This window comes from Cellvibrio sp. ATLC23 (assembly GCF_057196725.1).
In genome coordinates this window covers 14,694-35,990 of the sequence record NZ_JBXUOS010000010.1, presented here as the reverse complement: position 1 = coordinate 35,990, position 21,297 = coordinate 14,694, and the positions used below count along the sequence as shown (strand labels likewise).

The window sequence follows — 21,297 nt, the reverse complement described above, 5'->3', positions numbered from 1 at the left end:
ATCCAATGAGAGATAAACAGATGGAACACCAGCACACGCATTCACACAGTGAACAACAGGCAAGCCATGAAACACTCAAAGATCCGGTTTGCGGTATGGCAGTCACCTCTGCATCAGCTCACCACTATGATCATCACGCCAAAACCTATTATTTTTGCAGCGCGAACTGCCAGACAAAATTCAAGAACGATCCCGGTAAGTACCTAACACTAACTGATGATACTTCTAGTACTGATTCCTCGCCAGCAAAGCCCGCTTCGGGTGCTATTTACACCTGCCCGATGCACCCGGAAATACGCCAGGAGCAACCGGGCAATTGCCCCAAATGTGGCATGACATTAGAGCCACTGTTGCCCGAACTCGATGAAGAAGAAAATCCGGAGTTGCGCGATTTCGCTCGCCGTTTTTGGTGGACATTGCCGCTAACGGTAGTTGTTACTATGCTGGCCATGTTTGGTCATCAGGCTCATTTGTTTGATGCGCCTACCCAAACTTGGATCGAACTCGTCCTGACAATACCCATCGTCTTATGGGCTGGAGCGCCTTTTTTTGTGCGCGGCTGGCAGTCAGTCATGAATCGCAGCCCCAACATGTGGACCTTAATAGGCTTGGGTACAGGTGCCGCGTTTGTTTACAGTCTGGTGGCAACGTTGGCCCCCAACGTATTCCCCGATTCCTTTGTAGCCATGGGTCGAGTCGCCGTTTATTTCGAGGCGGCAGCCGTCATTATTTCATTGACACTTTTAGGGCAACTGTTGGAATTAAAAGCCCGCTCGCAGACCTCGGCGGCGATCAAATCCTTACTCGGTTTAGCCCCGAAAACAGCGCGACGCATTCGCGACGATGGCAGTGAAGAAGATGTGCCACTGACACATGTCCATGTCGGTGACAAGTTGCGTGTTCGCCCCGGCGAAAAAGTACCCGTGGATGGTGTCGTTGTGGAAGGCAGCAGCGCTGTGGATGAATCCATGCTAACTGGCGAGCCGCTGCCAGTGATGAAACGCATGGGTGATAAAGTGATTGGCGCAACACTGAATACCAATGGTGCACTCACCATTGAATCTGAGCGCGTAGGGTCGGCTACCATGTTGGCGCAGATTGTCCAGATGGTGGCGCAAGCACAGCGATCCAAAGCACCGATGCAACGCATGGCGGATTCCGTCGCCGGTTATTTTGTCGTTGCGGTGGTCGCGATTGCCGTGCTGACCTTTTTTGCCTGGGGCCTGTTCGGCCCAGAACCGCGTTGGGTATTCGGATTAATTAATGCGGTAGCAGTACTGATTATCGCTTGCCCTTGCGCACTAGGGCTGGCTACACCTATGTCGATCATGGTGGCCACCGGGCGTGGTGCCACCCAAGGTGTACTGTTTCGGGACGCAGCCGCCATCGAAAACTTCCGCAAGATAGATACACTCATTATCGATAAAACGGGAACCTTGACTGAAGGGCGGCCTGCATTTGATCGTGCGGTACCTACGCAGGGATTTAGTGAAGACGATGTGTTGCGCCTTGCCGCAAGCCTTGATCAAGGCAGTGAGCATCCGCTGGCCGATGCCATTGTCCGCGCGGCGCGCGAGCGCAATCTCGCATTGGAAAAAGTCGAACAATTTGAATCGGGTTCTGGCATCGGAGTGTATGGAACCGTTTCGGGGCGCAAGCTGGCGCTGGGAAACACGGTGCTAATGGAGCAACAGGGTGTGGCTGTCGCACCGCTGGTACCCGATGCCGAAACGCTGCGTGGTGAAGGTGCCAGTGTTATGTACCTGGCAGTGGATGGGAAACTCGCGGGTCTGCTGGCGGTATCTGATCCTGTAAAACCCAGCACACCTGAAGCATTGGCAACGCTAAAAGCCGCTGGTTTGCGCATCATTATGGCGACGGGTGATGGCCTCACTACAGCCAAGGCTGTGGCGGCACGCTTGGGTATCGATGAAGTCTATGGCGAAGTAAAACCCGAGGACAAATTGCGCCTGGTTGAACGCTTGCAAGCTGAGGGCAAGGTTGTGGCCATGGCGGGCGATGGGATTAATGATGCACCCGCTTTGGCCAAAGCCGATGTGGGTATTGCCATGGGAACAGGCACTGACGTGGCCATGAACAGCGCGCAAGTTACGTTGGTGAAAGGCGATTTACGCGGTATTGCGGTAGCGCGGTTTTTATCGGAAGCCACCGTGGCCAATATGAAACAGAACCTGATGTTTGCCTTCTTATACAACGGTTTGGGAATTCCGATTGCTGCCGGAATACTGTTTCCCTGGACGGGCTGGCTGCTGTCGCCAATGATTGCAGCGCTGGCAATGAGCCTCAGCTCTGCATCGGTGATTGGAAATGCCCTAAGGTTGAAACGGGGAAAAATCTCTATCAACGATCAATAGACTCGGGGGAGTGAATTTTGAGGGTTTACCCCCTAATCCTGGATGACGTATTTTTCTATCGCCTGCATTGAGCTATGCTGACACCATGCGCCGCTATTCATTGTTATTTATCTTACTTCTGAGTTTCGTGATGCCCCTGCAAGTGGCGGCAGAAATTCTGCTGTCCGCTTCGCCGTGCCCTGAAGAGATGGCAATGGTGATGGATGAATCCGGTGATAATGAAACTATGCCTTGCTGCCCTGATGCGGATGAAGGTGATGCTATAAATTCCTGTGAAACCGCTAAATCCTGCCATCTCTGTAAAACACCGGTGCAGGTATATCTCTATACACCCGCGTCGTTTTTCTCTCTTTCAAGCTTGTCGGCACACACTAAAACTCGTCCATTGAATCTTGCTGTCTTCAATCCCGCCAGTATCTGGCGACCTCCGAACGCCTCCTGAGTTAATACGATTACACCTCGCTTGAACCGTTAAAGATACCGGGTGTTTAGGCGGGACGTTTTTTATCGTCTCTCAGGAATCATCTGAATGAATAATCTCTCTGTACGCTTGCTTGCAGCCGTTGGGTTAAGCACGTTGGTACTTGGCATTGCGATAGGTGTTGGTTGGCAGCACCTGCATAAATTCACCTCTACAGCGCCGCCTCAAAATAATGCTATTGAAGAGGCCAAACAGGAGCCGAAGGTGCTTTATTGGTATGACCCAATGGTGCCGGATCAACATTTTGATAAACCGGGTCCGTCGCCCTTTATGGATATGGACCTTGTCCCTAAGTACGCCGCTCAACCTGCGCAAGAACCGAAATCGGCCAAAGATGAACCACGTATTTTGTATTGGTACGATCCGATGGTGCCGGACCAGCATTTTGACAAACCGGGGCCATCGCCTTTTATGGATATGGAGCTGGTACCCAAATATGCGGCGCCATCAACCCAGGAACCGGGGCTTGCCGTCGATGCAGCTCTGGTGCAAAACCTCGGTATGCGCAAAGCCAAGGTGCAGCGTCTGCCAGTAGCCAACGAGCTGGAAGTGGTCGGGCAATTGCAATTTAACCAGCGCAACCAGGCGATACTGCAATTGCGCGCGGCAGGTTTTGTCGAAAAGGCCTGGCCACTGGCGGTGGGCGATCAGATCAGCGCCGGTCAGCCGATTGCTGAATTCCAGATACCCGAATGGCTGGATGCCCAAAATGAACTGCTCTCCCAACCCATTGGACAGAACCCGCATTTGTTGGCGACCTTGCGCGCACGCCTGCAATTACTCGGGATGCCCGATAGCCTGATTGCAAAGGTGGAAAAAACCCGCCAGCCGGAGACACGGGTAACCATCACGTCACCTATCGCTGGCGTGGTGGATATGCTGGAGGTGAAAACCGGTATGGCACTGGCCAGTGGCGCTATGCTGGCAAAGATTAACAATCTGGATAGCCTGTGGCTGGATGCCGCCATTCCCGAAGCGCAAACAACAGGTTTGCATCCAGGTGACAAGGCTATTTTCCATTCGGTTAATTCCGGCGATCCGGCACTGACCGGCACACTGGAGTACCTGTTGCCTTCGCTCAATGACAGCTCCCGCACATTGACGGCTCGTATCCTGCTCGACAACCCCAAAGGACACCTGAAACCCGGTACCAGTGGGCGTGTACTCCTACAATCCGGGACCGATGAAAGCGGATTGTTTGTGCCCACGGAGGCGGTAATCCGCACGGGAAAACGGATACTGGTGATGCTGGCCGAAGCGGGTGGCAAATTCCGCCCTGTGGAGGTTATCACTGGCCACGAGATGGGCAACCAGACCCTCATCCGCAAAGGTTTGGAGGAAAATCAGGAGATAGTGGTCAGCGGCCAGTTCCTGCTGGATTCCGAAGCTTCATTTTTGGGAATTGCACCAAAAACAACGGGAGGACACGACCATGATTAGCCGTTTGATTCATTGGTCTGTCGCCCACCGGGTATTGGTGCTGTTGGCCTCGCTGCTGCTCACCGGCTGGGGAGTCTGGGCAATTAAGTCTACCCCCATTGATGCCTTACCCGACCTGTCAGATGTGCAAGTGATTATCCGCACCAGTGTTGCGGGACAAGCCCCTGAAATCGTGGAAAACCAGGTGACTTACCCCTTGGCCAGCAAAATGCTGTCGGTACCCGGCGCCAAAACCGTGCGCGGTTATTCGATGTACGGCGATAGCTTTGTGTATGTGCTGTTTGAAGATGGTACTGACCTGTACTGGGCGCGTTCCCGTGTGCTGGAATCCCTGAGCCAAATGCAGGGGCAACTTCCCGCCAATGCCACACCGGCACTGGGACCGGATGCCACCGGTGTGGGCTGGATATTCCAATACGCCCTGGTCGATAAGACGGGCCAACACGATATTGCGCAATTGCGAGCGTTGCAGGATTGGTTCTTGCGTTTTGAACTGGCGCCCCTGCCGGATGTGGCGGAAGTTGCTGCTGTGGGCGGTATGGTCAAGCAATTCCAGGTGGTGCTCGACCCGCTTCGACTCGCCGCCCATAACCTGTCCCATGAGGCGGTGATTACCGCAGTGCAGCAGGCCAATCAGGAAACCGGTGGTGGTGTGCTGGAACTGGGTGAAGCCGAACTGATGGTCCGTGCCAGCGGTTATTTGCGCACGCTCGATGATTTCAAATCCATCCCGCTGAAGTTAGTCGATAACATCCCCGTTACCCTCGCTGACGTTGCCACGATCCAACTCGGGCCTGAAATGCGCCGGGGTATTGCGGAGCTGGACGGTGAAGGCGAAGTCACCGGCGGTATTGTGATCATGCGCTCGGGCGGAAATGCCCGCGCCACTATCGCCGCCGTAAAGGAAAAGCTCACGCAACTCCAACACAGCTTGCCTGCCGGGGTTGAGATCATCACCACCTACGACCGCAGCCTCCTGATTGATCGTGCCGTGGCCAACCTGAGCCACAAGCTGCTCGAAGAATTTCTGGTGGTAGCCTTAGTCTGCGCCTTGTTCCTCTGGCACTGGCGTTCTGCGCTGGTGGCGATTGTCGCCTTGCCACTGGGGGTATTGATCGCCTTTGTGGTGATGCACTATCAGGGGATCAATGCCAACATCATGTCGCTTGGGGGTATTGCAATTGCTATCGGGGCGATGGTGGATGCGGCCATCGTGATGATTGAAAACGCGCACAAGCACGTGGAGCGATGGCAGCAGCAACATCCCGACCAAGAGCTGACTGGCGAGCCGCGCTGGCAGGTATTGACCCAGGCGGCGGCCGAGGTGGGACCTGCACTATTTTTCTCGCTGCTCATTGTCACCCTCTCGTTTATTCCAGTATTTACACTCGAAGCGCAAGAGGGTCGGCTCTTTGGTCCACTCGCTTTTACCAAAACCTATGCCATGGCCGCTGCTGCCGGGCTTTCTATCACCCTGATCCCGGTACTCATGGGTTACTGGATTCGTGGCCGGATTCCGCAGGAACATCAAAATCCCATCAATCGCTGGCTGATCCGGGGCTATCGTCCACTGTTGACCGGAGTTTTGCGTCACCCGAAAAAAACGCTCGTTTTTGCATTGGCGATCTTGCTGAGTACCGCCTGGCCATTGAGCCAGCTGGGCAGTGAATTCCTGCCACCGCTGGATGAAGGCGATGTGCTCTACATGCCCAGTGCCTTGCCCGGATTGAGTGCGCAACAGGCCAGCCGTTTGCTGCAACAAACGGATCGCTTGATCAAAAGAGTACCGGAAGTAGAACGGGTATTTGGCAAGGCCGGACGCAGTAACAGCACTACCGATCCCGCGCCTCTGGAGATGTTTGAAACGACCATCCAGTTCAAGCCGCGCGACCAATGGCGACCCGGAATGACCCCGGAAAAACTCATGGCTGAACTGGACGCGCGGGTCAAAATACCGGGACTCGCTAATATCTGGATTCCGCCCATCCGCAACCGTATCGATATGCTGGCCACCGGTATCAAAAGCCCCATCGGCGTCAAGGTTGCTGGCCAGAACCTGGCCGACATTGACCAAGTCGCCAAACAGGTTGCGCAGGTTGCCAAAACCGTCCCCGGTATCTCCTCGGCAGTTGCCGAGCGCCTGGGTGGTGGGCGTTACCTTGATATCCAGTTCGACCGCGCTGCACTTGCGCGTTATGGCCTGAGCATCACGCAGGCGCAATTGGTCGTGAGTAGCCTGATTGGTGGCGACAACATTGGCGAAGTCACCGATGGCCGCGCACGATTCCCTATCAACCTGCGTTATCAGCGTGATTGGCGTGACAGCATCGGCAAGCTGCAAAACCTGCCCATCATCGCACCACTCGGCAGCCAAATCACGTTGGGTACGATTGCCACGATCAAGGTGACCGATGGTCCCAGTATGCTCAAAAGCGAAAATGCGCGTCCCACGAGTGTGGTTTACATTGATGTGCGTGACCGCGACCTGGGCTCGACGGTGAAAGATCTGCAACACACCATCAACCAACAGGTGACCTTGCTGCCGGGCACCAGTATCAGCTACGCAGGCCAGTTTGAATTTATGGAACGCGCTAATGCCCGCCTGCAATGGATAGTCCCGGCAACGCTCGTTATCGTTCTGGTGCTGTTATTCCTGACCTTTTCCCGTTTGGATGAAGCCCTGTTAATCATGGGCACCTTACCTTTTGCGTTAACCGGAGGCATTTGGCTGTTATACCTGATGGACTATGAGCTATCTGTTGCAACAGCCGTCGGGTTTATCGCACTGGCCGGAGTGTCCGCTGAATTCGGGGTTATTATGTTGCTCTACCTGAAACAGGCGTGGCAGCGGCGTATTGAAGCAGGCACAACCACGCAAGAGGATTTACTCGATGCCATTCGGGAAGGTGCCGTGTTGCGAATACGCCCCAAGATGATGACGGTTACAGTGATCGTTGCCGGTTTATTGCCGATATTTTTAGGCAGCGGTACAGGTTCGGAAATTATGAGCCGTATTGCAGCACCGATGGTGGGAGGAATGATTAGCGCCCCCTTGCTTTCGCTATTGGTATTGCCAGCGGCGTATTTGTTGGTGCAGCGTAAGAAGCATGACGTAAAAGAATAACCGATTACAAAATTCAATGATGCAATTGACCAATAGCACTAGATGATTATCTGGCGCTATTGCTAAAACAACTCAATTCCGAACCGTTTGCCAGCGTTGCAATAAACGCGCGCTGGCAATACAAATAACGCTAATGTAAATCAATGCTCCAACAACTCCTTCATGATGCCGCAATCTTTTACCGCTTGGTGAGCATCACATTTAGTTCGAAGTTCACCGAGCTGACGGCGTAATTCCTGAAGCTCAGCAAGGCGAATATCTACTTGCTGGATATGGCTATCGATAATCATATTTACACTGTTGCAGGTTTCGTTCGGAGTGCTGGAGTAGCCGATCAACTGGCGGATCTCCTCTAGCGTCAAGCCAAGGTTCCGGCACTGTTTAATGAAGAAAAGATCATGGGAGGCTGCTTCATCGTAAAAACGATAATTGCCTTCGGTACGAGGGGCTGTCGATAACAGTCCCTCGTGTTCGTAATAACGTATGGTTTGGACACTAAGGCCTGTAAGCTTTGCGAGCGCACCTATTTTCATACACAGTCCAGTATTGACTCTATAGTTACTGTAGACTTTATACTGTTCTGCGAATCAGAAATGATAGTGAAACTTATAGCGACGAAGACCCTCATAGTTGCTCGCTACGCAAGGCTGTCATTTTAGGCGCTAATTTTTATACTTTGGCAGACATCACTACAGACAATCGCTGGTTTGCTGCCATAATCCAGCCAATTTTTCTGGAACCAATAAGTAATCGTGAATTACGTCCTGCGTTATAAGTATTGGGCCTTGTTGTCCACACTGCTCTGGCTGATGGCTAGTTGGGCTGGTGTGCACGGGCACTATTGCTTTGATGGCCAGGAACCACCTATTTCCATTCATCTCGACAATATCGATACGCATGAGGAACATGATGCAGACAGTGCGCATGTTGATATGGATATCGATCTATCCCAATCAGTGGTCGCCAAACTGCTTAAATTCGATGCAACATTGGCGCTATTACTGGTTGCCGTGTTTGTGTTTTTGGTATTGCCTCGATCCGCATTTTTCTTCCCGGCTTCTCAAACCGCTCACCCACGCCGTATTATCGGTTTACGCCCGCCGCCGCGCGCGCCTCCCGTAACTCCAGTCTGATTACCCATAACGCCCCTTTTTTTTGACAGGGGTAATTCGTGTATTTCCATTGTGCGTCCACGTGCTGCGCCGGGAAATACCTATATGGCTGGAGCTTTCTATGCAATTTATCCATCGGGCATTAACCGTCTCGGTTATTGCCATTACCTGTAGTGCCTATGCTGCGCCCTCAGCTGCACAATCAACACTCACGTTGAGTGAGGCAGTCCGGGCAACCCTGCAACAAAATCCTCAACTGGCGGGCTATACCTTTAAGGTCAATGCCTTGGCCGGAGAAAAACAAACTGCCGCGCTGCGGCCCGAGTATCGCATCAGCGCTGATCTTGAGAATGTCGCAGGGTCCGGAGAATTTAGCGGTACCGATGCCAGCGAACTGACCATTTCATTGTCATCCGCTATTGAGTTGGGTGGTCAGCGCGATGCGCGCATGAATCTCGTTACCGCCCGCCAACAGCAACTGCAATCTACCCAACGCCTACTGACGTTGGATGTGATTACAGCGGTGACTCATCAATTCATTCAATTACTGGCTGCGCAAGAACAACTGGCGTTACAGGAAGAGGCGCACCAGTTAATCCAGCAAACCCTCAGCTCACTGACCAGGCAGGTTCAGGCAGGCGGTACGGCGGACAGTGAGCTCTTGCGCGGAAACGCCGCACTGGCGCGCTCCAAAATTGCCTTGCAACAAGCCCGACAAACAGTGAGTAGCGAGCGAGTCAAACTCAGCGCTTATTGGGCAGATTCCTCGCCGGATTTTACAGCGGTAAAAGCCGATCTTTATGCGGTTCCAACGGCAATGCCGTTGCCGACGTTGTTGGGCAAGCTGTCGGGCAATCCGGATTTGGAACAATTAACCAAAGAAGTAGATGTTCGCATAGCCGAAGTGCAACAAGCGCGTAGCGAACGACGCCCCTCCCTGGAATGGAATGCGGGCGTTCGTCGTCTTCAGGCTTCCGAGGATTCCGCTGTCGTGCTTGGCTTGAGCATGCCTTTAGGTGCAGGCAGTAGAGCCGGTGGCGCAATCACAACCGCTAATGCCAATCAACAAAGTGCTGAACTCGCACGAGACAGCGCGCGAGTGCAATTGGAGGCTCAACTCATCGCCACTTATGAGGCTAATCGGCAAGCAATTGATGAAGTCAATGTGTTGCGTGACGAGGCCCTTCCTTCGCTAAAAAAAGCCATGCGCAGTACCGCCGATGCATTTGACCGGGGGCGCTACAGCTATCTGGAATTAAACCTTGCGCAAAGCCAATTGCTGGATGCCCAGCAAGCCTTGGTAGAGGCCGCTGCCCGCATGCAGGAAACCCGTATTGAGTTGGAGCGAATGATTGGCTCCCCCCTGAACGAACAGAATTTTGAGGTTAACCCATGAAAACATCGAACAAACATCTAACGAAACCTTCATCCAAAAATTTGCTGAAATCCGCTCCGGGCGTGGTTTTAATTTTGGCACTGCTATTGGTGATGTTTTTGGCCGATATTTATATGGCCAGTGCAGCAACGAAGAGCGACGATCACCAACATCAAGAAGATGAACACACTGAAGAGTCGGGCTCTCATGGGCATGACCATGGGGAGGGCGAGAAGCACGAAGGGAAACACGAAGACGAAGAGCACGGACATGAAAGCAAACAGGAAGGTGGCGATGGTCATGGTCATGCGGAGAGTGGCGGACACGGCCACGAAGATGAAGAGGGAACCAGTCAAATTGAAGACACCATGGCACAAACTGTAGGTATTGTGACGGAACGCTCTGGAGAACAAACACTTCATCAAACCATTCTTACCTATGGGCGATTAACCACAGCTCCCGAACAAACCAGCCATGTGCGTGCACGATTTTCCGGTGTTGTAACGTCGGTACAGGTAACTATTGGTGAGACAGTGGCAGCCGGTGATCTTCTGGCTGAAGTTGAAGCCAACGAGAGTTTGAGGAAATACAGTATCCGCGCACCCATTGCCGGGATGATTGTGCAACGGCACGCTAATTCGGGCGAGGTGACAGGAGATCAAATACTGTTTTCAATTTCGAGCTTCGACAACTTGTGGGCCGAGTTGCGTATTTTCCCCTCTCAACGTTCCTCTGTTGCTATCGGGCAAGAAGTTTTTCTGAGCATAGGCGAGCAAAAAGTTAAAACAAAAATTGAGCACCTCCTCCCGGCAGGTGACGAGCAGCCGTATCTCATTGCGCGCGCAAAACTAAGCAACGACCTATCCATGCTCTCTCCAGGTTCAATGGCAGAAGGACGTATTGTTATCGATGAATTTAACGTAGACGTAGCGGTAAAAATAGATGCTCTGCAAATCCTGGGAGGGCGCACCGGGGTTTTTGTCAAACACGGTAATAAATACGAATTTATCCCCTTGATCGTGGGCCGAAAAGATGACAGCTATGCCGAGGTCATATCTGGCCTGAAACCAGATACAGAGTACGTAACCCGAAACAGCTATCTCATTAAAGCTGACATCGAAAAATCTGAAGCCGAGCACGAACACTAAGGGGTGTAGCATGATTGATTCACTACTACGCTTAGCCATCGAGCGGCGTTATCTGTTTTTAAGTTTTGTTTTATTAATCGTCGGCATCGGGTTTTGGAGTTACCAAAAACTCCCTATTGATGCGGTGCCCGACATCACCAATGTCCAGGTGCAAATTAATACCGCTGCACCAGGTTACTCGCCGTTAGAAGCCGAACAGCGGATTACCTACCCGATAGAAACCGCGTTGGCAGGGTTACCCAACCTGTCCTATACGCGGTCGTTATCCCGCTATGGTTTATCACAGGTTACCGTGGTGTTTGATGAAGGTACCGATATCTACTTTGCCCGGAACCTCATCAACACCAAACTGGGATCGATGAAAAGTGTGTTGCCCACCGGTATGGAACCCGAAATGGGACCCATCTCGACAGGTTTGGGTGAAATCTTTATGTATACCGTTCAAGCGGCTCCCGATGCGCGAACACAAGACGGTAAGCCTTACGATTCTACCGCCTTGCGTGAAATTCAAGACTGGATAATCAAACCCCAGTTGGCGCAGGTAAAGGGTGTGGTAGAGGTAAACAGTATTGGTGGCTATAACAAGCAATACCACATTACGCCAGATGTACAGAAACTCCTGCACTTCGGGGTGTCGATGGAAGATTTGGTTGAAGCGCTTGAATCCAATAATGATAACCGTGGTGCAGGTTACATCGAGCGCAATGGGCAACAATTACTGGTGCGCTCGCCCGGCCAATTGGGAACCTTGGATGACATCGCCAACGTCATTGTTGCGCAGCAGGATTCTGTTCCTGTCAAAATTAGTGATGTAGCAGAAATCGCTATCGGGAGAGAGCTTCGAACCGGTGCAGCAACCCAGGATGGTGTTGAAACCGTGCTGGGTACGGCCATGATGCTCATCGGAGAAAACTCACGCACGGTGGCGCGAGACGTAGCAGCACGGCTGATTGACATTCAAGCCTCACTCCCGGATGGCATTATTGCGACACCCGTTTATGATCGTACGGCTTTAGTTGATAAAGCCATTGCAACGGTCAGTAAAAACCTTCTGGAAGGCGCCTTATTGGTGATTGTGGTGCTTTTCCTGTTACTTGGAAATTTGCGCGCAGCACTGATTACAGCAGCAGTAATCCCGTTATCAATGCTTGCCACCATAACCGGCATGGTACACACCGGGGTGTCCGCAAACTTGATGAGCCTCGGGGCATTGGATTTCGGGATCATCGTCGATGGCACTGTGATTATCGTGGAAAACGCTATCCGACGTTTATCACACGCACAACGTGAAGGCGCTCTTGGCCTGCGCGAACGCTTGAACGTTGTTTTCGAAGCAACCTCTGAAGTTATTCGACCCAGTCTGTTTGGTGTCGCGATCATCACCGTTGTTTATATCCCGATTTTTTCCCTCACCGGTGTGGAAGGCAAAATGTTTCACCCTATGGCCGCAACGGTCGTGATGGCACTTGTCGCCGCAATGGTTCTATCCCTCACAGTTGTGCCAGCTGCGGTCGCGGTTTTTTTAAGCGGGAAAATCAGTGAACAAGAAGGTGTTGCTATTCGCAGTGCGAAGCAAATGTATAAGCCTTTATTGTTGCTGGCATTTAAATTCCGTTGGTTTGTGATTGGCGGTGCTACCGGTCTTGTCATCATTTGCACGTGGCTTGCCACAACGCTGGGATCCGAATTTATTCCGCAACTTAACGAAGGCGATATCGCGTTACATGCCATGCGAATCCCCGGTACCGGCCTCGAACAAGCGGTCGAAATGCAGGAAATTCTCGAACAGCGTATCAAGTCGTTTCCCGAGGTAGATAAGGTCTTTGCACGCATAGGTACTGCCGAAGTTGCGACCGACCCAATGCCCCCGAATGTTGCCGATAACTTCGTCATCTTGAAGCCTCGATCCGAATGGCCCAATCCCGATAAGACCAAAGAGCAGTTGGTGGAGGAAATGGAAAAATCGCTTGAGGAATTACCCGGTAATAATTATGAGTTCACCCAACCTATCCAAATGAGGTTCAACGAACTCATTTCAGGCGTCAGAGCCGACCTGGGTATCAAGGTGTTTGGTGATGACCTCGATCAACTGGTGCTGACCGCTAACGACATACTTGAAGCCTTGAGCCAGGTAGAGGGTGTGGCCGATGCGCGTGTTGAGCAAGTGACGGGATTGCCGACACTTTCAATTATTCCTAAGCGAAGCGCGTTGGGCCGCTATGGATTGAATGTGTCAACACTTCAAAACTGGGTCGCCGCTGCCGTTGGCGGTGAAAGTGCGGGCATATTGTATGAGGGTGATCGGCGCTTTGAACTCATCGTGCGATTACCTGAAGCTGTGCGGCGCGATGTCGAGAAGCTCAAGTTTCTCCCGGTGCCACTGCCTAACGGCGATTACGTTCCGCTCGCTGAAGTAGCAACTATCGATATTTCTCCGGCACCTGCACAAATTAGCAGGGAAAATGGCAAGCGCCGAGTGGTTGTGACCGCCAATGTACGGGGTCGCGATCTGGGTGGATTTGTGCAAGATGTTAAAGCGCAAATTGCTGCCAAGGTGGATATTCCCGCAGGGTATTGGCTGGATTACGGCGGAACGTTTGAGCAACTCGAATCAGCCAGTAAGCGCCTGTCTCTTGTGGTGCCACTGACGCTGCTGCTTATCATCGGCATTCTCGTTATGGCGTTTGGCTCGCTAAAAGACGCGTTAATTATTTTTAGTGGCGTGCCTTTGGCTCTCACGGGTGGAGTGCTGGCGCTAGCCATTCGAGATATGCCCATGTCCATATCGGCAGGTATTGGTTTTATTGCGCTTTCCGGGGTTGCCGTACTCAACGGCCTCGTCATGCTCGCTTTTATTCGCGATCTCTGGCATGAAAAAGGGGATTTGATGTTGGCTGTGACGGAAGGCGCACTTGTTCGCTTACGTCCGGTTCTGATGACCGCATTGGTAGCAAGTCTTGGTTTTGTACCCATGGCACTGAATACAGGAACCGGTGCAGAAGTCCAGCGTCCCTTGGCAACCGTTGTTATCGGCGGGATTATTTCATCGACGCTACTGACGTTGTTTGTGTTGCCCGTTTTATATCATTGGCTTCATAGCAAATTTAGCGCAACCCCTTCAAAGAAGTAATTTTCTCCGGAGGCTCAGCGTTTGGCGCTGATTGTGCCGATTAGATGAAAACCGATGACCGGGGCACATATTGCCCGGTCATCAACCGGTTTTTTCACAGGAGCTTTGACTATGACTACCTTTAAAAAATTAATTATTTTGCTATCGATTGGGATATTACTAAATGCCTGCCAATCATCATCAGTGATTTTGCCTCAAGTCGCGTTTGAGGATGGGGGACTTCGGCAACATCACTTGAGCCTTGTGAAAGCGGCGGCCAAATTTGATAAGGGAACCCTGACCTTGAGCGGTGGTGTTTGGCCCGAACACAAGCAAGTGCATGTGAAGTGCGGTCAAATACAATTTCAGGTATTCGACACTCAAGGCGTGTTATTAAAAACCATCGTCACTGATTATTCTCCCTGCCATCTTCACTTCAAGCCCAATACCCGTCGTACAGGATCTTTTTCAGTCGTGATCAATGACATACATCCGCAGGCATTAATTATTAAAGCGAGTTACCAAAAAATGCCGCATGAGGCTCACTGATTTTTTGTGATATGAACCTTCATTTTCTATCACTATTTTCAAGTAAAGGAAACGCTATGGAACATACACACGAATATGATGAACAGGGCAAACAACTATGTTGCACAGAAGAAGAAAAAATAAATAACAAAGCAGATGTGCTAATAAAAAATAGCCCCATGAAAAGCTGTTGTTGTGCCAGTGACGATCAAGATCAGCATGTCGATGATGATAGCCATGACCACGATCATGCCAGTGATGGCGGTAGCAATATAAAGCTATTTCTGCCTGCCGCAATGAGTTTGGTTGCACTGCTCATTGCGATAGTACTGGATAATTATTTTCCACAAACCTGGTTTACTGGCTGGTTGCGTATTGGCTGGTACGTTGCCGCCTATTTACCTGTAGGCCTGCCAGTGTTGAAAGAGGCCGTTGAAAGCATTGCGAAAGGTGAAGTATTTTCTGAATTTTTATTGATGAGCATTGCTACTATCGGTGCTTTTGCTATCGGTGAATATCCGGAAGGTGTTGCCGTGATGTTGTTTTATTCTATCGGTGAAGTGTTCCAGACCCTCGCCGTGAAACGCGCAAAAACCAACATTAAAACCCTGCTCGATCAACGCCCCGACGAAGTAACCGTGTTACGCAATAATCAAGCGATAACCCTGAAGGCAGAGACCGTTAGCATTGGCGATATTATACAACTCAAAGCAGGTGAAAAATTAGGATTGGATGGTGAACTCCTATCCGAGACCGCCTCATTTAATACCGCCGCCTTGACCGGCGAGAGCAAACCTGACACAAAAACCAAAGGTGATAGTGTGTTGGCGGGCATGATTAATCTCAATGCAGTGTCACAAGTCAAAGTAACCACTGCCTATACCGACAGCAAACTGTCCCGAATTTTAGAATTAGTGCAAAACGCTTCTGCACAGAAAGCGCCTACCGAATTATTTATCCGAAAATTCGCCAAAATATACACACCTATTGTGGTTACTTTGGCCGTTGCGATTTGTGTGGTCCCATATGTATTTGTGGAGACTTATGTATTCAGTGAGTGGTTGTACCGTGCGTTGATTTTCCTGGTGATCTCCTGTCCCTGTGCATTGGTCATTAGTATTCCACTGGGCTATTTCGGCGGCATAGGCGCAGCCAGTCGAAACGGTATTTTATTCAAAGGCAGTAACTTTTTGGACACCATTTCTACCATTCAAAACGTGGTGATGGATAAAACCGGCACCATGACGGAAGGTGTCTTTAAAGTACAGGAGGTCAACCTCAACCCTGAGTTCAATCGCGATGAAATCCTGAAAATGGTCAACGCACTAGAAAGCCAAAGTACGCATCCGGTAGCAACCGCCATTCATCAATTTGTAGGTGGTATCGACAGCAGCATTACATTGAACAATGTTGAAGAAATATCGGGTCATGGATTGAAAGCCGACGTGAATGGCAAAGCGTTACTGGTAGGTAATTTCAGGTTGCTCGATAAATTCGCCGTCGCCTACGATCTTGATCCGGCCACCATTGTGTATACCGTCATCGCTATTGCTTACGATCAAAAATTCGCAGGCTACATTACTATCGCCGACAGCATTAAAGAGGACGCGCAATTAACGATAGATACACTAAAAAAATTGGGCATCAACATTACCATGCTTAGCGGTGACAAAAGTTCAGTAGTGCAATTTGTCGCACAGAAATTAGGTATCGCGAATGCCTTTGGTGATTTACTACCAGAAGATAAAGTTAACAAAGTAAAAGAAATCAAAGCGCGAAATGAAACTGTTGCGTTCGTCGGTGATGGTGTTAATGACGCACCGGTCGTTGCCCTGAGCGATGTCGGTATAGCGATGGGCGGCCTTGGCAGCGATGCAACAATCGAAACAGCCGACGTTGTTATTCAAGATGATAAACCCAGCAAAATTCCCACCGCCATCGCCATCGGTAAACAAACCAAACGCATTGTTTGGCAAAATATTTCCCTCGCTTTCGGTGTAAAAGCCATCGTATTAATACTGGGGGCCGGTGGTTTGGCCACGATGTGGGAAGCGGTTTTTGCTGATGTCGGTGTAGCGCTGCTAGCGATTATGAATGCCGTGCGAATTCAGCGCATGAAGTTTTAAAATAAAGAGTGGCATCTCGGCGAGCTGATATAAATTCGCCATCGCCCCCCTAAACGTAGAGGCAAAAAATAAACGTGAATAATCAAAAAAGTTTCCTTAAACGCATTGCCAGCATTGGCGCAGTATTATTTCTGATTACAGGTTCTGTGTTTGCACAAACCACTACTTCGGGAGATGCAAAGCAGTTATGGCAACTGCTTGATTATGTTGCGGTCGATTACAGTGGAGCTGTCGCCGATGGTGTCATCATCAGCGAGGCGGAATACGCTGAAATGCTGGATTTTACAGAGAATGCAGGCACCTTTTTACAATCTCTCCCGGAACATGCTTCCAAACCAAATATTGCCGAGAAAATCGCCGAGTTGCGCGCAGCCGTCCTGCGTAAAGAGGCAAGCATCGAAGTCACTCGACTTGCGCATCAGGCAAATGCATCCTTGATAACCGCCTATCCGTTTCCAGTCGCTCCAGGAACTGTTCCCGACCTTACTCGCGGACAAACCCTTTATGCGATGCAATGTGCTGCATGCCATGGTGTGGACGGAAACGGTGACGGTCCGCTCGCCGAAAACCTGGAACCCAAGCCGATTGCATTTACGGACGCAGAACGTGCACGCACGCGAAGCTTGATGGCTTTGTATCAGGTGATTTCCCAAGGCGTGGAAGGTACATCAATGGTGAGTTTTAATGCACTTCCTGAAGAGGATCGATGGGCACTCGCATTCTATATTGGTACTCTTTCCTACGATGAATCCATGCGCAAACAAGGCAAGCATCTCTGGAATAACGATGGGGAAATAAAGGGGCTTTTCTCTGATTTGACCAAGCTAACAACAATCACGGAAGCGGCACTGGCCGAAACAATACCAGAAAATAAGGCTCGCTTTGTCACTGCATATCTGCGAAGCAATCCCGATGCCGTAGAAACACATAAACCGGTTGGTTTGGCATTAGCCCGATTGCGTCTTGCGGAAAGTCTGGCCGCTGCGCGAGCCGGAGATCGAAATCTCGCGACGCGTTTAAGCTTGTCAGCATATTTGGATGGTTTTGAGCCGCTTGAGCCAATAGTGAATACCCGCAACGGATCTTTGTTGATTGCCGTGGAAACCGCGATGCTCACCTATCGTTCGGCAGTCGCAAAAGGATCAATTGAGCAAGCGGAGGCGGCGGCAGTTCAATTGGAACAACTTTTTGTGCAAGTCGATGGGCTGATGCAGAAAGCTAAGGCTGACCCCACGACAACATTTGTTGGGGCGCTCACGATTCTCTTACGCGAAGGTATAGAAGCGTTGTTGATTGTGATCGGCATGATCACGTTCTTGAAAAAGACGGACAGGCCTGAAGTGCTTCGCCATGTCCATAGAGGATGGATAAGTGCCTTGCTTGCTGGCGTGCTGACGTGGGTCGTGGCAACTTATTTAATAGGCATTAGCGGTGCTAACCGTGAAGTGACCGAGGGAATTGGATCAGTACTCGCCGCAGTCGTATTGCTTAGCGTTGGATTGTGGATGCACCAGAAAAGTAGCGCCGGCAAATGGCAAGATTATTTGAAAGAAAAATTATCGATGGCAGTGTCGCAACGTTCAGCGTGGGCATTGTTTGCGCTGGCTTTTATCGCGGTGTATCGAGAGGTTTTTGAAACCGTGTTGTTTTATTCCGCACTGGCAGCAGATGGTAATAGCGGCGCATTGATAGCAGGTTTTTTCACAGCCTTATTGTTATTGGTTGTAATTGCGTGGGTATTGCTGCGCACAAGTGCACGTATGCCGTTAGGAACATTCTTCTCTGTCACATCCATTTTGGTCGTTGTGCTTGCAGTAGTGTTAATTGGCAAAGGTGTATCCGCTTTGCAAGAGGCCGGATGGTTAGGCGTAACGCTCATGAATATCCCGCGCGTGGAATGGCTCGGACTTTATCCGACGTTAGAGACATTTATATCACAGGTAATTGTTGCCCTAATCGCCCTGGGAGGCTTCGGTATTAGCTGGGTTAACACGCGCAACAATGCGGTAAAAAAGCGAAAATGAATTAATGGTCGATGAGGTTTGGGTGGCTGTGCGCTAGCCACTTGCCGTCCACTGTTCCTGGCACGCTCGTGTTAATTCCGTGAGGTCCACCGCCCCATGAGAAATGTCACCACACTGTGTGAGGCGTTAACAGCAACGCGTGCTTCCGTCACGGTGATCGGTGGTGGCTGCAAGCCCCGCCCATGTGCTGAACCGATATGAATTCGATAAGCACAAACACCTTCGACTATCACCGAGAACCCTTGCAAAATTTTTCGCTGGCCATAAGCTAACAGTGAATCAATATTCAAACCCAAATGTTCTTGCAGGACCCGCCATAAGGGAACTATGGATTGCTTTGAGGAAATCTCCAATCCAAAGGTCTCGATATAGGTTTTGCATAAGGCTTCGATGATGGAGCACGCCGTCGTGATGGCCGCGTGCGGGTCTGTGTGCAAGTGGGTAATCGCACGTGTGGATTCGGCTTCGATAGATGTAAAGTCGCCGCTGATAAAAAAATCGGCCAGCGTTTTGGTTGTCAATCCCGCGCCCGCCACCGTGACAACGCCGTTCAATTGATAACACAACAGGTTTTTCGCAAGACTGTCGTCAATGCAGGATTTTGCTGCACTGATCCTCTCATCCATGGATGGATCTGCATTCATCAGTGTTTGGATGCAAAGCCCCAACACACTCAGCGCGTCTACTCTCTCATCCTCATTACAGCGCTTGAACCACTGAATGCATTTCGTCGCCATATTTCCCTCAGGTGGTTCTCCAGGCGCACCAGCGGCCATGAACAGCAAATTGATTTTGGTATGGCTCATATAATACTGCGAGAGAACTGATGCTACGGTACTTATGACAGAGTAAGGAATGATCGCCACGGGTCAATACTCCTACTGTTGGTCATCAGGAGCTGGCGCGGGCGGCGTCCAAGGTAATTTCGGCCAACCTGAAGTTCCTTAGGCAATCAACGCTCCGTCGTAGTGAATCGTTGCTGCAAGGAGATGGTAAAAAATCGCAAGGCAAGTAAAGGTTCTGTCGTAATACTTTTGCATTTTTTCCGGTGAGTTCCCCAAAATATCTGCATGCGCTGCTTGATTGCGCAGCTTCGACCAATCCGTTGGCTAATATCTTAATCTGGTTCCGGCAAGAACATGTCAATGGATCATATGGATATGGATCATAAACATATGAAAATGACCGGAGACCAAGATTATGATTTCGCCCTGATGATGCGCATGCACCATATACAAGGTGTAAAAATGGCTCAGAAAGAAATCGATAAAGGTAGAGATCCGGATATGCGTGCTGCCGCTAAAAAAATAGTGGAAGCGCAGAAAAAAGAAATTGCTAAGTTTGATAAATGGCTTGCAGCGCATCCCCGGAAGTCAAAATAAATAACGATGCATCTACCCTATGAATATGGCGGGCTTTGTTCGTCGGAGTGCTTAGAATTGCTCTGGCGGGAGTCCGCTGCGCGCGTAACAGTGGCAGCACGGGTGGTGCAGTAAATCCGGCGATCCGATTTCGATTAGCGAACCGGATCCCGGAAATGTTTCAGCAACATTGAGATATATTCGTGTGATCACTCCTCCGCAATAGTCACTTCGTAATTCAATGCCTTAATAGCATTGGCTAGTTCATCCGTGGATTTTTTACTCTCGATATTCACCGTGCGTGCCGGTATATCAATTGCCAATTCCGCGTCGGAATTCCAGTGTCTTCACAGCATGGGTGATGTGTCTGGCACAGCTGCCACAGCTCATGCTTTTTACGAAAAAAGTAGTCATAGCCTTACTCCAAATCAGCTAACAAGGATCTTCAGTCTCAGGCTTCCTACAATCGTAAGGTCAAGCATTTATTTTCTTTCTCAAAAAAAACAGCGGAAGTGCTTGACCTTACCACGGGGGTAAGGTCGATACTGGATGTATTGAATTTGCGAGGAAGAACTCATGAACCCGTCAACTAACCCATCTGCGTCTTTTGATCTGCCTATCTAACATATTCTGGTGTCAGTCGGGCCTGAAATTGTGGATGTCTCAAAGTCAGTCACCATTATGAGTACATCAAGTCAGCAAAAGACCGATAGCGAATAAACCCCATAAGTGGCGAAGTAATTAACATGTGGATAACTTGCGAAGATAACATGCCAGAGGATATGGAGGTCGTTATTGCCTTGTATCTAGGATTTTGGCCCGAACGCGGCAACGGCGGTATTACCGATGCTTACGCTGTTGACGGTGTTTGGTTCAACCTTCCTGAAAACGTTGTCATCATTGGGTGGATGCCGATACCGGATACAACGCATTTGCCTATCGCAGAACACTATGTGGGTTCAAAGATTAATTCTAAGCCAAACCGCCTTCTTGGAATCGTTGAAACTGATTTACCTGAAATATCCGAGTGCATTTTTGAAGGGGACTATTCCAAGATAAAGCGATCATCTTGATTTACAAATTGTTACGTTTTT

The 21,297-nt window shown here is 50.3% G+C and carries 16 protein-coding genes; 13 read left to right on the top strand and 3 right to left on the bottom strand.

Annotated features, from left to right (window positions below; all coding sequences use genetic code 11):
• Window positions 1-20: 20 nt before the first annotated feature.
• The 4 genes from AC2CG4_RS15295 to AC2CG4_RS15280 all read left to right on the top strand — a co-directional run bounded on the left by AC2CG4_RS15295 (window position 21) and on the right by AC2CG4_RS15280 (window position 7,420).
• Window positions 21-2,375, top strand: a complete 2,355-nt coding sequence (locus tag AC2CG4_RS15295) for a heavy metal translocating P-type ATPase (RefSeq protein ID WP_484487095.1) — start codon at window positions 21-23, stop codon at window positions 2,373-2,375.
• 85 nt (window positions 2,376-2,460) lie between these two features.
• Complete coding sequence (locus AC2CG4_RS15290) at window positions 2,461-2,817, top strand: hypothetical protein (protein WP_484487094.1); 357 nt, start codon at window positions 2,461-2,463, stop codon at window positions 2,815-2,817.
• An 87-nt stretch (window positions 2,818-2,904) separates the two neighbouring features.
• A complete protein-coding gene (locus AC2CG4_RS15285; RefSeq protein ID WP_484487093.1) occupies window positions 2,905-4,296 on the top strand; it encodes an efflux RND transporter periplasmic adaptor subunit in 1,392 nt (463 codons plus the stop codon).
• Window positions 4,289-7,420, top strand: a complete 3,132-nt coding sequence (locus AC2CG4_RS15280; protein ID WP_484487092.1) for an efflux RND transporter permease subunit — start codon at window positions 4,289-4,291, stop codon at window positions 7,418-7,420. Before AC2CG4_RS15285 ends, AC2CG4_RS15280 begins: the two co-directional genes overlap by 8 nt.
• 140 nt (window positions 7,421-7,560) lie before the next feature.
• Here the strand turns inward: AC2CG4_RS15280 and cadR are convergent, their stop codons facing one another.
• The gene (gene cadR / locus AC2CG4_RS15275) at window positions 7,561-7,953 is read right to left on the bottom strand and encodes a Cd(II)/Pb(II)-responsive transcriptional regulator (RefSeq protein ID WP_484487091.1); all 393 of its coding nucleotides are present in this window, start codon (window positions 7,951-7,953) and stop codon (window positions 7,561-7,563) included.
• 219 nt (window positions 7,954-8,172) lie between these two features.
• On the opposite strand from cadR, the gene AC2CG4_RS15270 reads away from it, so the two are divergent.
• From AC2CG4_RS15270 to AC2CG4_RS15240, 7 genes are all read left to right on the top strand, one after another.
• Window positions 8,173-8,553 carry a hypothetical protein gene (locus tag AC2CG4_RS15270; protein WP_484487090.1) on the top strand — a complete coding sequence of 127 codons (381 nt, stop codon included), beginning with the start codon at window positions 8,173-8,175 and terminating at the stop codon, window positions 8,551-8,553.
• Window positions 8,554-8,653: 100 nt separating this feature from the next.
• Window positions 8,654-9,928 carry a TolC family protein gene (locus tag AC2CG4_RS15265; protein ID WP_331344631.1) on the top strand — a complete coding sequence of 425 codons (1,275 nt, stop codon included), beginning with the start codon at window positions 8,654-8,656 and terminating at the stop codon, window positions 9,926-9,928.
• Window positions 9,925-11,055, top strand: coding sequence for an efflux RND transporter periplasmic adaptor subunit (locus AC2CG4_RS15260; protein ID WP_484487089.1), 1,131 nt, complete (start codon window positions 9,925-9,927; stop codon window positions 11,053-11,055). Before AC2CG4_RS15265 ends, AC2CG4_RS15260 begins: the two co-directional genes overlap by 4 nt.
• Before the next feature lie 10 nt (window positions 11,056-11,065).
• Complete coding sequence (locus tag AC2CG4_RS15255) at window positions 11,066-14,185, top strand: efflux RND transporter permease subunit (RefSeq protein ID WP_484487088.1); 3,120 nt, start codon at window positions 11,066-11,068, stop codon at window positions 14,183-14,185.
• A gap of 111 nt (window positions 14,186-14,296) precedes the next feature.
• Entirely contained in the window at window positions 14,297-14,713 is a 417-nt protein-coding gene (locus AC2CG4_RS15250) for a hypothetical protein (protein WP_484487087.1), read from the top strand.
• Between the two features lie 56 nt (window positions 14,714-14,769).
• A complete protein-coding gene (locus AC2CG4_RS15245; protein WP_484487086.1) occupies window positions 14,770-16,818 on the top strand; it encodes a heavy metal translocating P-type ATPase in 2,049 nt (682 codons plus the stop codon).
• Window positions 16,819-16,892: 74 nt separating this feature from the next.
• Window positions 16,893-18,842 (top strand): cytochrome c/FTR1 family iron permease, encoded by a 1,950-nt coding sequence (locus AC2CG4_RS15240; protein ID WP_484487085.1) that lies wholly within the window; start codon window positions 16,893-16,895, stop codon window positions 18,840-18,842.
• 71 nt (window positions 18,843-18,913) lie between these two features.
• Here AC2CG4_RS15240 and AC2CG4_RS15235 read toward each other — a convergent pair whose 3' ends face one another.
• On the bottom strand, window positions 18,914-19,648 hold the full coding sequence (locus AC2CG4_RS15235; protein ID WP_484487084.1) for an abortive infection family protein: 735 nt from the start codon (window positions 19,646-19,648) through the stop codon (window positions 18,914-18,916).
• Window positions 19,649-19,981: 333 nt separating this feature from the next.
• Here AC2CG4_RS15235 and AC2CG4_RS15230 point away from each other — a divergent pair, with 333 nt between their 5' ends.
• Entirely contained in the window at window positions 19,982-20,224 is a 243-nt protein-coding gene (locus AC2CG4_RS15230) for a DUF305 domain-containing protein (RefSeq protein WP_484487083.1), read from the top strand.
• Between the two features lie 291 nt (window positions 20,225-20,515).
• Here the strand turns inward: AC2CG4_RS15230 and AC2CG4_RS15225 are convergent, their stop codons facing one another.
• Window positions 20,516-20,593, bottom strand: coding sequence for a hypothetical protein (locus AC2CG4_RS15225; protein ID WP_484487210.1), 78 nt, complete (start codon window positions 20,591-20,593; stop codon window positions 20,516-20,518).
• Window positions 20,594-20,949: 356 nt separating this feature from the next.
• Here AC2CG4_RS15225 and AC2CG4_RS15220 point away from each other — a divergent pair, with 356 nt between their 5' ends.
• Window positions 20,950-21,276 carry a DUF551 domain-containing protein gene (locus AC2CG4_RS15220; RefSeq protein ID WP_484487082.1) on the top strand — a complete coding sequence of 109 codons (327 nt, stop codon included), beginning with the start codon at window positions 20,950-20,952 and terminating at the stop codon, window positions 21,274-21,276.
• Window positions 21,277-21,297: the final 21 nt, after the last annotated feature.

Excerpts from the sequence above, each read along its gene's own strand:
- AC2CG4_RS15295 (WP_484487095.1), top strand. The coding sequence starts at position 21 with ATGGAACACCAGCACACGCATTCACACAGTGAACAACAGGCAAGCCAT.
- AC2CG4_RS15285 (WP_484487093.1), top strand. The coding sequence starts at position 2,905 with ATGAATAATCTCTCTGTACGCTTGCTTGCAGCCGTTGGGTTAAGCACG.
- AC2CG4_RS15290 (WP_484487094.1), top strand. The coding sequence starts at position 2,461 with ATGCGCCGCTATTCATTGTTATTTATCTTACTTCTGAGTTTCGTGATG.
- AC2CG4_RS15265 (WP_331344631.1), top strand. The coding sequence starts at position 8,654 with ATGCAATTTATCCATCGGGCATTAACCGTCTCGGTTATTGCCATTACC.
- AC2CG4_RS15250 (WP_484487087.1), top strand. The coding sequence starts at position 14,297 with ATGACTACCTTTAAAAAATTAATTATTTTGCTATCGATTGGGATATTA.
- cadR (WP_484487091.1), bottom strand. The coding sequence starts at position 7,953 with ATGAAAATAGGTGCGCTCGCAAAGCTTACAGGCCTTAGTGTCCAAACC.
- AC2CG4_RS15235 (WP_484487084.1), bottom strand. The coding sequence starts at position 19,648 with ATGAGCCATACCAAAATCAATTTGCTGTTCATGGCCGCTGGTGCGCCT.
- AC2CG4_RS15280 (WP_484487092.1), top strand. The coding sequence starts at position 4,289 with ATGATTAGCCGTTTGATTCATTGGTCTGTCGCCCACCGGGTATTGGTG.
- AC2CG4_RS15255 (WP_484487088.1), top strand. The coding sequence starts at position 11,066 with ATGATTGATTCACTACTACGCTTAGCCATCGAGCGGCGTTATCTGTTT.
- AC2CG4_RS15230 (WP_484487083.1), top strand. The coding sequence starts at position 19,982 with ATGTCAATGGATCATATGGATATGGATCATAAACATATGAAAATGACC.
- AC2CG4_RS15220 (WP_484487082.1), top strand. The coding sequence starts at position 20,950 with ATGTGGATAACTTGCGAAGATAACATGCCAGAGGATATGGAGGTCGTT.
- AC2CG4_RS15245 (WP_484487086.1), top strand. The coding sequence starts at position 14,770 with ATGGAACATACACACGAATATGATGAACAGGGCAAACAACTATGTTGC.
- AC2CG4_RS15225 (WP_484487210.1), bottom strand. The coding sequence starts at position 20,593 with ATGAGCTGTGGCAGCTGTGCCAGACACATCACCCATGCTGTGAAGACA.
- AC2CG4_RS15260 (WP_484487089.1), top strand. The coding sequence starts at position 9,925 with ATGAAAACATCGAACAAACATCTAACGAAACCTTCATCCAAAAATTTG.